Annotated in this window: 12 protein-coding genes; 8 read left to right on the forward strand and 4 right to left on the reverse strand. The window is 75.7% G+C overall.

Annotated elements, in window-relative coordinates:
* Window positions 1–5: 5 nt before the first annotated feature.
* Genes ACFY3U_RS21585 through ACFY3U_RS21595 form a run of 3 tightly spaced genes read left to right on the forward strand, consistent with a single transcriptional unit; the run spans window position 6 to window position 2,598 of the window.
* Window positions 6–680 (forward strand): response regulator transcription factor, encoded by a 675-nt coding sequence (locus ACFY3U_RS21585; protein WP_387204440.1) that lies wholly within the window; start codon window positions 6–8, stop codon window positions 678–680.
* Window positions 677–2,032 carry a sensor histidine kinase gene (locus ACFY3U_RS21590; protein ID WP_387204443.1) on the forward strand — a complete coding sequence of 452 codons (1,356 nt, stop codon included), beginning with the start codon at window positions 677–679 and terminating at the stop codon, window positions 2,030–2,032. The genes ACFY3U_RS21585 and ACFY3U_RS21590 overlap by 4 nt, the downstream gene beginning before the upstream one ends.
* Entirely contained in the window at window positions 2,029–2,598 is a 570-nt protein-coding gene (locus ACFY3U_RS21595; RefSeq protein WP_387204446.1) for a GerMN domain-containing protein, read from the forward strand. The genes ACFY3U_RS21590 and ACFY3U_RS21595 overlap by 4 nt, the downstream gene beginning before the upstream one ends.
* 13 nt (window positions 2,599–2,611) lie before the next feature.
* Here the strand turns inward: ACFY3U_RS21595 and ACFY3U_RS21600 are convergent, their stop codons facing one another.
* Window positions 2,612–3,376, reverse strand: coding sequence for a DUF427 domain-containing protein (locus tag ACFY3U_RS21600; RefSeq protein ID WP_387204449.1), 765 nt, complete (start codon window positions 3,374–3,376; stop codon window positions 2,612–2,614).
* 87 nt (window positions 3,377–3,463) lie between these two features.
* Entirely contained in the window at window positions 3,464–4,243 is a 780-nt protein-coding gene (locus ACFY3U_RS21605) for a M23 family metallopeptidase (RefSeq protein WP_387204452.1), read from the reverse strand.
* A gap of 254 nt (window positions 4,244–4,497) precedes the next feature.
* Here ACFY3U_RS21605 and ACFY3U_RS21610 point away from each other — a divergent pair, with 254 nt between their 5' ends.
* From ACFY3U_RS21610 to ACFY3U_RS21625, 4 genes are read left to right on the forward strand one after another with little or no spacing between them, the layout of a single operon-like run.
* Entirely contained in the window at window positions 4,498–5,655 is a 1,158-nt protein-coding gene (locus tag ACFY3U_RS21610) for a hypothetical protein (RefSeq protein WP_387204455.1), read from the forward strand.
* A gap of 20 nt (window positions 5,656–5,675) precedes the next feature.
* Window positions 5,676–7,445, forward strand: a complete 1,770-nt coding sequence (locus ACFY3U_RS21615; RefSeq protein ID WP_387204457.1) for a hypothetical protein — start codon at window positions 5,676–5,678, stop codon at window positions 7,443–7,445.
* 11 nt (window positions 7,446–7,456) lie between these two features.
* A complete protein-coding gene (locus tag ACFY3U_RS21620; protein WP_387204461.1) occupies window positions 7,457–7,822 on the forward strand; it encodes a hypothetical protein in 366 nt (121 codons plus the stop codon).
* A 36-nt stretch (window positions 7,823–7,858) separates the two neighbouring features.
* Window positions 7,859–8,332 carry a molybdenum cofactor biosysynthesis protein gene (locus ACFY3U_RS21625; protein ID WP_387204464.1) on the forward strand — a complete coding sequence of 158 codons (474 nt, stop codon included), beginning with the start codon at window positions 7,859–7,861 and terminating at the stop codon, window positions 8,330–8,332.
* On the opposite strand, the gene ACFY3U_RS21630 is transcribed toward ACFY3U_RS21625, so the two are convergent.
* Together ACFY3U_RS21630 and ACFY3U_RS21635 are read right to left on the reverse strand one after the other, a co-directional pair.
* Window positions 8,310–8,771 (reverse strand): hypothetical protein, encoded by a 462-nt coding sequence (locus ACFY3U_RS21630; protein WP_387204467.1) that lies wholly within the window; start codon window positions 8,769–8,771, stop codon window positions 8,310–8,312. The two genes, ACFY3U_RS21625 and ACFY3U_RS21630, sit on opposite strands and share 23 nt — an antisense overlap.
* On the reverse strand, window positions 8,764–10,152 hold the full coding sequence (locus ACFY3U_RS21635) for a molybdopterin-dependent oxidoreductase (RefSeq protein WP_387204470.1): 1,389 nt from the start codon (window positions 10,150–10,152) through the stop codon (window positions 8,764–8,766). Before ACFY3U_RS21635 ends, ACFY3U_RS21630 begins: the two co-directional genes overlap by 8 nt.
* A 170-nt stretch (window positions 10,153–10,322) precedes the next feature.
* Between ACFY3U_RS21635 and ACFY3U_RS21640 the strand changes: the two genes are divergently transcribed.
* Complete coding sequence (locus ACFY3U_RS21640; protein ID WP_387204473.1) at window positions 10,323–11,384, forward strand: NAD-dependent epimerase/dehydratase family protein; 1,062 nt, start codon at window positions 10,323–10,325, stop codon at window positions 11,382–11,384.
* The last annotated feature ends 94 nt before the right edge of the window (window positions 11,385–11,478 follow it).

Genomic DNA, 11,478 nt, shown 5'->3' on the forward strand with positions numbered 1-11,478 from the left:
GGCCCATGAGCGGCGTACTGGTGATCGAGGACGACGACCGTATCCGGCTGGCGCTGCTGCTCGCACTCGAGGACGAGGGCTACCCCGCGCACGGCGCGGCGACCGCCGAGGAGGGGCTGCGGCTGCACCGCCGCGAGCCGGCCGACAACATCCTGGTCGACCTGATGCTGCCCGGTCTGGACGGCTTCGAGTGCATCCGGCAGCTGCGCCACGACGACGACGTCCCGATCGTGGTGGTCAGCGCCCGCGACGACACCCACGACATCGTGGCCGCGCTGGAGGCCGGCGCGGACGACTACCTGGTCAAGCCGGTGGCGATCAAGGAGCTGACCGCCCGGCTGCGCGCCCTGCGCCGACGCTCCCGGTTGGCCCCCGGGCCGGTGCCCGTGCTCGCCTTCGGCGAGCTGGAGGTCAGCCCCGAGGCGGGGGAGGTGCGCCAGGCCGGGCGGCCGGTGGCGCTGACCCGCACCGAGTTCCGGCTGCTGTGCGAGCTGGCCGAGCACGCCGGGCGGGTGCTCTCCCGCCAGCAGCTGCTGCGTCAGGTCTGGGGCTACGAGACCGGCGACGAGCGCCTGGTCGACGTGCACGTCGGCCGGCTGCGACAGAAGATCGAGCCGGATCCCGCCGACCCGCGACACCTGGTCACCCTGCGCGGGCTCGGCTACAAGCTGCAGCGATGAGGCGCCTCGGCCTGCGCGCCCGGGTCACCGCCGGCTTCGCCGTCGGGGCGTTGCTGCTGTCGGCGGTGATGGCGCTGGTCTCGTACGACCTCACCCGGCGCTCGCTGCTGGAGGAGCGGGAACGGACCGCGCTGCGCGCCGCGTACTTCGACGCGGCCGTGGTGCGCGGCGGGTTGGACGCCGACTCGCCCGACGTGGTGGACGTGCTCGGCTCGCTGGACACCGGCGCCGCCCGGCGCGCCCTGCTGCGCATCGACGGCCGGTGGTACGCCCGGGCCGCGGACACCGGCGACACCGCGGCCGTCCCCGCCGACCTGCAACGAATGGTCCGCTCCGGCCAGCCCGCGGTGCAGCGGGTCCGGGTGGACGGGCAGGCCACCCTGCTGGTCGGCGTGCCGCTGGGCGCGGACACCGAGCACTATGAGCTCACCTCGCTGCGGGAGCTGGAGCAGACCCTCCAGGTGCTGGCGATCGCGCTCACCGCGGTCGCCGTCATGGTGGCCGGGTCGGGCGCCGCCTTCGGCTGGTACGCCACCCGGCACAGCCTGCGACCGCTCACCGCGGTCGCCGACGCGGCGGAGGAGATCGCCGCCGGCAACGTCGATGCCCGGCTCGACCCGGCCACCGATCCGGACCTCACCCGGCTGTCGACCTCGTTCAACGGCATGGTCGAGCAGCTCGCCCGACGCACCGAACGGGACCGGCGGTTCGCCGCCGACGTCAGCCACGAGCTGCGCTCCCCGCTGCAGACCCTGGCGGCGGCGGCCAGCGTGCTGGAGCGCCGACGGGACCGGCTGGACGCCCGCACCGCCACCGCCGCCGGGCTGGTCAGCGAGGAGATCACCCGGTTCCAGCAGCTGGTCGACGACTTGATCCAGCTGGCCCGCAGCGACCAGCCCGCCGACCGGGAGCCGGTGGACGTGGCGGCGCTGGCTCGGCACGCCTGCCGGGCCCGGGAGCTGCCGGCGGACCTGGTCGTCCGGGAGCCCGACGTGCCGTCCCGCTGGCTGGTCGACCGGCGCCGGGTCGAGCAGCTGCTGGCTAACCTGCTCGACAACGCGGTCAGCTACGGCGGCGGCCCGGTGGCCGTACGGCTGGCCCGAAGCGGTCCGACCGGGGTCGTCGAGGTGGACGACGAGGGGCCCGGCGTACGGGTGGAGGACCGGGAGAGCATCTTCGACCGGTTCGTCCGCGGCCGGCTCGCGCACGCCCGGGCCGACGGCGACGGCACCGGGCTGGGGCTGGCCCTGGTCGCCCAGCACGCGGCCGCCCACGGCGGTACGGCCAGCGTGGGGGACCGCCCCGGCGGCGGCGCCCGGTTCCGGGTCGAGCTGCCCGGGAGCCTGCCGTGATCCGTCGCCGCCTGCTCGCCGCGCTCGCCGTGCTCGTCCTGCTGCCCGCCGGCTGCGGCGTACCCGTCGACGACGAACCGCGGGCGGTGTCCGCGCCGCCCGGCCCGTTCCCCACCCCGGCCGGCGGCGCCGGTACGCCGTCGGCCGGCCGGGTGCGGGAGGTGCTCTACTTCGTGCGCGACGATCGGCTGACCCCCGTCGTGCGGTGGGTCGACGCGACCCCGACCGTCGACGCCCACCTGCAGCAGCTGCTCGCCGGCCCGAGCGCGCAGGAGCGGGACGCCGGGCTGACCAACGCGCTGCCCGGGGCGATGACCGTGGCGGTGGCCGGGCTGTCGGGCACCCGGGCCACCGTCGACGTGCGGGAGGCCGGCCAGGAGGTGGGCCGCAGCGACGGGGTGTACGCGTTCGGGCAGATCGTCCGTACCCTGGTCGCCCGGGACGACGTGGACAGCGTGGCGTTCGTCCGCCGCGGCCGGCCGCTGGGCGTGCCCCGGGCGGACGGTTCGCTCTCCACCCAGCCGCTCACCGCCGACGACTACGCCACCCTGGCCGCGCCCGGCTGATCGCGGGAGCGGGTCAGGAGAAGTGGGTGCGCGGCCGGTCCAGCCGCCGGCCGTCCACCACCAGGTCGACCTTCTCGTTGTAGAACGCGACCAACCCGGCGACCGGCAGCAGCGCCGCGGTCGGGAACGAGTACGACCACGCCAGGTCCTGGTGCAGCGCGCCGCCGACCCGCACCGACCAGTAGTCGCTGGTGCGACCCTTGTACGGGCAGGACGTCCGGGTGCCCGACGGCTCCAGATGCCGGAAGTCCACCTCGGTCCGGTTGAGGTAGTAGCGGGTGGGCAGGCCGGTCTCGAAGACCAGCACCGGCGAGGCCGACTCGGCCAGCGGCACGCCGTCCAGCTCCACCCGCACCGACCGGGTCGACCGCAGCGCGTCCACCCGGGCGTACGGGTTGCGCGGGTGGACGAAGACCTCCTCGTCCTCCTCGAACCAGCCGTCCAGCGCGGACCAGTCGAACCGGACGGTGTCGGCCAGCCCGGCCGCGGCGTCCGCGCCGTACACCCGGGCGCAGGACGGGCGGTCGGTCGGGCCGACACGCAGCCCGTGCAGGCGGGCGGTGCCCCGGTCGGAGGGCTCGGTGCGTCCCTCGTCGACCAGCAGCTCCCGGCGGACGTCGGCCAGCGGGACGTAGTACTGCGGATAGTAGGGCCACTCCCACACGTACCGCGCGTCGGTGGTGTCCAGCACCGGCTCGCCGGCGAGCACGGCGCGGACCCGTCGGGGCACCGGTTCGACGTGGCCGACCCGGGTGATCGCCTTCGGATAGTCGGCCACCGTCTCCTCCTCCTCGCCGCGCCGCCGGTCGGCGCCCCACGTCTCAACGAGCCGACCGGGCGATCCGCGCCGCCGGGGCCGCGCGGGTCAGGGTTCGACCAGCGGGGTACGCGGACAGCCGTTGCCCGCCCGCCAGGCGGTCACCTCCGCGACCGGGGAGCGGTCCCGCTCCCGACGCCACGAGTCCAGGTACGGCCAGGGCCAGACCACCCCGCGACGGATCCACCAGTCCCCGGTGCGGTCGCAGGGCGGCGAGATGCCGAAGTGCAGGTGGCACGCCGCCGCGTCGCCGGTGCGGCCCACGTCGCCCAGCCGGTCCCCGGCGCGTACCCGGGTGCCGGGCCGGACCGACGCGACGATCGACGAGAAGTGCGAGCCGTAGTAGCGCACCCCGTCGTCGCCGAGCAGGGAGACCGAGAGACCGCCGCGGGTGGCCCCGGCATTGCGCCGCGCGTCGTACCGGTCGGTCCGTTCCACCTCGAGGACCACCCCGCCGGCCGCGGCCACCACCGGCGTGCCGCAGGGGGCGAGGATGTCGGTCGCGGGATAACCGTGGTGCGTCCGCGCGTAGGAGAACCGGCCGCGTACGGGAAAGACGCGTGCCGCGGTCGGGGCGGGTGGGGTCGCGACGGGCGGGACGGCCGACGGTGGGTGGGCCGGCGGCCGGGTCCGGGCTGTCGCCGGCGCGGTGCCGGACGGGGTCGCGGCCCGCACCGCCGGTTCCGTCGGCGCGGTCGGCTCCGCACCGCCGGTGAGGTGGACGCCGACCAGCGTCGCGCCGACGGCCGCCGTGGCCAGCGCGGCCGTGGTGGCCAGCCCGCGCCTCCAGGGCCGGGTCGGCCCGTCCCGCCGCGATCGATGCGTCACGCTGCTGTCCGCTCTGTCGGCGCCCCTGACCGGCCCATTCAACCGCCGGGACCGCCGTGGGGGAAAGAGCCGCTCCGCTCCTCGTCCGCGCCGGGCGCCCGGACGCCGCTGCGGACGCGGGTGATCGCGACACGTTCCGACCCGGACGGCGACTGCTCGGACACCCACCGTCGCCGATAGTGGGATGCGTCCTAACGCGACGGTGCCTAGGCTCGGCGGTATCCCGTTCCGTGACCGGTCGAGGCAGGTGGCCCGTGCACTGCGCGAACTGCGGCGCCGACAACGACGAGAGCCAGCCGACCTGTGCGCGGTGCGGGACGCGGCTCGCCGCGGCGCTCGAGAGCGCTCCGCCCGTCCGGCCACCCTTCGCCCCGGTCGCGCAGCCCGTCGTCCCGCAACCCCGGGACGTCCCGCCGGTGTGGACGGCACCGTCGAACCCGGCCCCGTCCGCCCCGTCGTCCGACTGGGACGACGATCCGGACGGCGGCCCGCCCGGTCCCGCCCGACTCGTGCTCGACCTGGTGCTGTGCCTGATCGTGCTGGCCGCCGGCCTCGCCGTCGTGCTGGCCGTCGCGGCGGCCCGCGGGGCTCAGCCGTGGTCCTCGACCGTCGACCGTCTCACCCGGCTGCACCTCGGCCTCGGCGTGCTGGTCGTGGTGGTCTACCTGATCACCGCCGTCCTGGTGGCGCGGGAGAGCCCGGGCGGGCTGCTGTTCCGTGCCCTGGCCCGGGAGGGACGCGACGGAGACTGGCTGCGGGGGGCCCGGGCGCTGGGTCCCGCCCTGCTGGCCACCGCGTTGGCGGGGGTGCTGGTCGGCGCCACCGTCCCGGTGCTGCCGGTCGTCCCGCCCGCGGCGGCCTCCTCGCCGGCGACCGACATTCCCGCCACCGAGCCCGCCGCCACCGACCCGACGGCGGGGGATCCCCCCACCGCAGGGGCGTCCACTCCGAGCGGCACCGAGGACTCGGAGACCCGCGCGCGCGAGCAGGCCGGGGCGGTCGACGCCGTGCTCGCCGAGTCGGCCGCCTCCCGGGTGCACCTCGGTGGCGCCATCGCCGACGTGGGGGAGTGCCGCAACCTGACCGCCTCGATCGCCGCGCTGCACCGCGTCGCCCGCGAGCGTGGCGCGCAGCGGGACCGGGCGGCCGGGCTGACCGTCGACGCCCTGCCCGACGGCGCGGCGATGCGCAGCCAGCTGGTGGCCGCCCTTGACCGGTCGGGGGCGGCCGACGAGGCGTACGCCGACTGGGCGCAGCGGTCCCTCGACCGGGCCTGCGTCCAGGACGCGAACTGGACCCGTGGCAACGACCTCTCCGTGCAGGCCCAGGCCGCCAAGACCCAGTTCCTGGCCCGCTGGAACCCGACGGCGGCCCGTTACGGGCTGCCCGCCCGCACCGTCCGGGAGATCTGACCATGGAGGATGGCGCCGCCGTGACCACCGCGAGTCAGCGCGAGGACGACCACTTCAGCTTCCCCGCGTACCAGGCGCCGGCCCGGTTCACCGACCTGACCCGGTACCTGTGCGGGGCGGCCTACTTCGACGGGTCCTTCGCCGACACGGTGATCCGGGAGGTCGTCGAGGACGAGCGCCGGGCGGTCGCGCTGTCCTTCGGGTTCGACCTGAACCCGGTCGTCCGGCACTGCTTCCGGGCGCGGCGGCTGTCGCTGATCCGGGAGGCCGTGCTGTTCGGCCTGGTCCTGGTCGGCCTGGTCGTCTCGCCGCCGGCCACGCTCGCCTGGCTGCTGGTCGGCGCCACCGTGCTGGCCTGGCGCACCCCGGAGTTCCGCCGGCTGAGCCTCGCCGTCCGGGTCGGCATCGTCGCCGTCCTCGGCGCCGTGGTGTTGTGCTGCCTTGGTGGCGCGCTCGCCCCCGTGCTGAACGCCGTGGGCGCGGCGCTACGGCCGGCGGAGAGCGGCTACTCGGACGCCGGCACCGGGCGGGACGTCCTGGGCAGCCTTCCCAACTCGTCCGACGCGGCGCTGGTCAGCTTTCTGTGGGCGATGACCGTGGCCCCGGTCGTCCTGGCCGTCGCCACGCTCTCCGTGCTGGTGCTGTTCCGGCACCGCGGCTACCGGATCGTGACCGAGGAGCTGGCCCGGGGCGCCGAGCCGTCGCTGCCGCCACTGCCCAACCCGCGGGTGGCCCGCCGCGTGGCCGCCGTCTCCCGGGCCCAGTACGGCGACATCACCGTGCAGGAGAAGGAGGCGTTCCTGGGCTGCGGAAAGCCCGAGCACGGGTGGTCGTACGCGATCCCGCTGCGCCGGGTCCGGCGCCCGGGAGACCCGGCCGGGGCGACCGGGACGGACCCGGCTCTCGACCAGGAGTCGATGGGCCCGGACCTGACCGGGTACGTCCGGGCGGCGGTCAGGCGCATGCGCGAGGACCCGCTACCCAAGGGGGTACGGGTGCCGGGGCTGTCACTGGTGCCGCACATCGTCGCCGACGGGGTGCGCCGCCAGGGCGATCCGCTGCTCGACCCGGAGACCGGGATTCCGCGCAGCAAGGCCTCCGCGGCGGTGGTGGAGGCGGTGATCCGCCATCCGCAGGGCGGGCTGCGCTACTACGACCGGATCGTGATCAGCGGCGCCGGAAAGCCGATCCACACCCCGGACGGACGGGAGGTGCTGCCCGAGCAGAGCCTGGGCATCGACATCTCGGCCTTCTTCCACGTGGCGGTGGAGGGCGGCATGCTCTACGTCGAGTTCGTCAGCGCGGTGCTGCCCCCGGTGCGGCCGCGCTACGCCCTGGCGGATCTGGTCCGCCCGCGTACGGTCACCCGACGGGCGCTGCGCGAGGCGCTGCCCGAGCTGTTCACCGCGTCGCTACTGAGCGGCTGGCGGCTGGCCCGGGGGCTCTGGCGCGCCGGCACGATGAGCTGGCGGATGAACGAGGCGGCCGAGGCCAGCACCGAGTTCCGCAGCCACAACTACGGCGCCCGGGTCAGCGTCCGGGAACTCGTCGCGGAGCCGGTGTCGGTGAAGCACCTGCAGCTGCTCGACGAGTGGAAGTACACCAAGCTGCTGGAGCGGGCCGTGCTGGAGGCCGTCGCCGCCTTCCTGACCGAGCGCGGCCTGGAGGCCGCGGACCTGGTGCGCCGCGCCGAGCAGGTGCAGAACATCTTCGGCAACGTGACCACGGTCTTCGGCGGCCAGCAGGCGTTCGGCAGCAGCAACGTCTCGTTCCACCAGCAGAACACCTAGGGGAGGCAGTCGTGTCGGAGCCGGAGCAGCGGATCCAGCAGACGTTCCACACCACCACCCACGGCGGCCAGCAGGCGATCGGCAGCCACCACGTCACCTTCCACCAGCAGAACACCGCCGCCCCGGCGGAGGAGTTCGCCCGGCTGCTGGCGGTGGTGAAGGCGCACCTCGGCGACTTCGACGACCCGTCGCGGGCGGCCCAGCAGGTCCGGGTCATCGAGGCGGCGGCGCTCGAGCGGGTCGCCGACCGCCGGCCGGTGCTGACCGCGCTCACCAGCCTGGCTGCGCTGATCACCGCCGGGGCCACCGCGAGCACGGCGATCACCGAGGCGGTCGACCAGGCCCGCGATCTGGTCGTCCGGGTCTGGCCGCTCTGACCCGCGGGCGGTCGACCGGCTCGTAGACTCGCCGGCATGCCGGAGATCGTCCAGTTGCTGGCCTCGCCGGTGCACCGGTACGTGGGCCGCCCGGCCGACGGCCCGACCCCGGCCCCGCCCGGCGAGCTGGTCGAGGAGATCCGGCTGCGGGCCGGCCTCGGCATCGTCGGCGACCGGTACTTCGGCCGCCCGGCGCACCGCGCCGCGAGCGTCACCCTGATCGCCCGCGAGTCGCTGCCACCCGGCGCCGATCTGGCGCAGGTCCGGCGGAACGTGCTCACCGCCGGCATCGCGGTGGACGAGCTGGTCGGGGCGGTGCTGGTGCTCGACTCCGGTCAGGGGCCGGTGCGGCTGCGGGTCAACCGGCCCGCCAACCCCTGCGCCTGGATGGACGTCGCGGTCGGCCCCGGCGCGTTCCGCGCCCTGCGCGGGCGGGGCGGGGTGCGCTGCGCGCCGCTCACCGACGGGCTGCTGCGGATCGGCCCGGTCACCGTCGAGGTGGAGCGCTGACCCGGAACACCCGACGGGCCAGGTAGAGCAGCCCGCTGGCGGCGAAGAGCGCCGCGCTGACCGCCAGCCACCGCCCCAGCATCGGCTCCGGCGACAGCCCGGTCGCCGCCGCGTACGTGCCGTCGCCCAGGCCCAGTACGGTCGGCAGGTAGACCAGGAACAGCAGCCCGGAGGCGAGCGCCGGCACCCGGACGTGGTTCAGCGCCGTCCGCCCGCCGACCCGGCCCGCGCCGGCGCGCAGCGCCCGGTCGACCGACGCGTACACCGGGAACAGGATCAGGTCGTGGGCGATCACCGCGCCGAGGAACCACAGCAGCATCCGACCCGCCGTTGGCTCGCCGGCCAGCCGCAGCGCGATCCAGCCGGTCACCGCGAAGCAGCCCAGCAGCAGCGCCAGGTGCCAGGACGCCGCGCCGTACGCCCGCCGGAACTCAGCCACCGGAGCCCTCCCCGAAGCTGATCTCGGCGACCCACTTGGTGCAGTGCACGCCGGGCAGCGCCGGCACGATCACCCGGGCCGGGTAACCGTGGTCGGGGGTGAGGTCGACGCCGTTGACCCGCAGGGCGAGCAGCGCGTCGGCGTCGGTCACCTGGTTGCCCTGGAGGGTGGCCTGGTTGAACAGCCCGGAGCGTTCCAGCGAGCTCACCCGCGCCGAGCCAGGGTCGGTGGCGCCGACCAGGGCGGCCAGGTCGCGCAGCCGCACCCCCGTCCAGGTCTGCGACGTCGACCAGCCCTCCACGCAGGAGATCGGCAGGGTGGCGGTGTGCTGCGGCAGGGCGAGCAGCCGGTCCCGGGACAGCCGCTCCGTGCGGTCGCCGGCCCGCAGGGTGAGTCGCCAGTCGGTCCCGGTCTGCTCGGCCGTCACCCCGGCGGCGGCGACGGTGCGGTTGATCGGGAAGCCGGTCGGCCCGTCGTCGATCCGCCGGCCCCGGGGCAGCAGCAGCGCGGTGCGGCGCAGCGCGTCCACGCTCTGACCGATGGTCAGCGCGGCCAGCAGCAGCGAGCCGCCGCCGACCAGCGTGAGCACCCCGCGCCGGCTCATCGTGGCCGGCCCGGGCCGCCGGGCCACCAGGCCGTCCGGGTCCGCCGGCTCCGGCCGGGTCAGCTCCACCGGGGTACGCCCGAAGCCCGGCCCGCGCAGCGCGGTGACCATCCGGGGCAGCTTGATCGCCACGTGGGTGACCAGGGCGAGAGTGAAGACCCAGGCGCCGAACCAGTGCGCGGTGTAGAAGTCGAACCCGAACAGGTACGCGTACTGGACGTTGAGCAGGCCGGTCACGGTCTGGAACAGGATCCCGCCGACCAGCAGCAGCAACGACAGCCGTTCCAGCACCTGCGCGACCGACCGGGCGGGCGGCCAGTCGAAAAGCTTCGGCACCACCGACCAGAGCTTGCCCAGCACCACCGGCACCAGCACGATGCCCAGCGTCACGTGCAGCCCCTGGGTGACCCGGAACAGCCACGCCGGCCGGGTCGGCCAGGCGAAGACCGGCGGGTGCAGCCAGCCGACGTCGCGCGGGAACGCCTGGTCGAAGCGGGGACCGTAGGCGATCCAGTCGAGCAGCCCGGTCACGATCACCAGTGGCAGCGCGACCAGCAGCACCAGGCCGAGCACCGAGGTCAGCCACGGCCCCCGGACCGGACTGCGCCAGGCCCGCTCCACGGTTCCCACCCCCGGCGGCGGATGCTCGGCCAACCCGCGCCAGAGCCGGGCCGGGAACGCGTACCCACCGGTGGCCCCGACCGCGGCGGGCCGCGCCGGCCGGGGCGCGGGTGGCGGCGGCTCGGCCGGGCCGGGTGGCGGCGGGCTGGTCGGCACGGGTCCTCCTGGCGGTCGCGGTGTCCTCGTGCAGCGACGCTAGACGCCGCCGCCCGCCCACGGCGGGGTTTGCGGCATTACCGAAGGCTTACCGCGCGGTCTCTTACGAACCGCTGACGTCCGACCCGAACCCGCCCGCCGCCCGCCCCGGGTGCCCTACCGTGAGCCGGATGCGGGTACTCGTCACCGGCGCGGCCGGTTTCATCGGATCGCAGCTCGCCGACCTGCTCGTCGCCGAGGGGCACGAGGCGGTCTGCCTGGACGCGCTGCTGCCCCAGGCGCACGGCGGCGAGCTGCCGCAGTGGTCGCGGTGGCACGATCCGGTGATCGGCGACGTCCGGGACGCCGCGCTGCTGGACCGGCTGCTGCCCGGGGTGGACGCGGTCTGCCACCAGGCGGCGATGGTGGGTCACGGGCTCGACCCGTCGGACGCCCCCGACTACGCCAGTCACAACGACCACGGCACCGCGGTGCTGCTCGCCGCGATGCACCGCGCCGGGGTGTCCCGCCTGGTGCTGGCCAGCTCCATGGTGGTCTACGGCGAGGGCCGCTACGCCTGCGCCCGGCACGGGGTGGTCCGTCCCGCCCCGCGCCGCCCCGCCGACCTGGCCGCCGGCCGGTACGACCCGACCTGCCCGGACTGCGGCGGCACCCTCGACTGCGCGCTGGTGCCCGAGGACGCGCCGCTGGAGCCGCGCAGCACGTACGCGGCCAGCAAGCTGGCGCAGGAGCACTACGCCGCCGCCTGGGCCGCCCAGACCGGGGGCGGCGTGTGGGCGCTGCGATACCACAACGTGTACGGCCCCCGGATGCCCCGCGACACCCCGTACGCCGGGGTCGCCTCGATCTTCCGCTCCGCGCTGGCCGCCGGCCGGGCCCCCCGGGTGTACGAGGACGGCCGGCAACGCCGGGACTTCGTGCACGTCACCGACGTGGCCCGGGCCAACCTGCTGGCGCTGACCGCGCCCACCCCGGACGGCCTGGTCCCGGTGAACGTGTGCTCCGGTGAGCCGCACACCGTCGGGGAGTTGGCGGCGGCGCTCGCCACCGCGATGGGCGGGCCCGTGCCGGAGGTGGTCGGCGGCGCGCGGGCGGCCGACGTGCGGCACGTGGTGGCCGACCCGAGCCGGGCCCGGGAACTGCTCGGCTTCGCCGCCCGGGTCGGCTTCGTGGACGGGGTCACCGCCTTCGCCACCGACCCGCTGCGCGAGCCCGCCGCCGTCGCCGCCTGACAGTGAGGATGTGCGAGAGGGTCCTCCCGGTCCGGTCTGACCCGCCCCCTAACTGACTTCGGGTCTTGAACGGGATCTGTCGACCGTGGCCGGG

The organism is Micromonospora sp. NPDC000089 (assembly GCF_042899365.1).
Classification (GTDB): domain Bacteria; phylum Actinomycetota; class Actinomycetes; order Mycobacteriales; family Micromonosporaceae; genus Micromonospora.

Coding starts and splice junctions, on each gene's coding strand:
- ACFY3U_RS21590 (WP_387204443.1), top strand. CDS start 677: ATGAGGCGCCTCGGCCTGCGCGCCCGGGTCACCGCCGGCTTCGCCGTC.
- ACFY3U_RS21625 (WP_387204464.1), top strand. CDS start 7,859: ATGCCGGAGATCGTCCAGTTGCTGGCCTCGCCGGTGCACCGGTACGTG.
- ACFY3U_RS21640 (WP_387204473.1), top strand. CDS start 10,323: ATGCGGGTACTCGTCACCGGCGCGGCCGGTTTCATCGGATCGCAGCTC.
- ACFY3U_RS21585 (WP_387204440.1), top strand. CDS start 6: ATGAGCGGCGTACTGGTGATCGAGGACGACGACCGTATCCGGCTGGCG.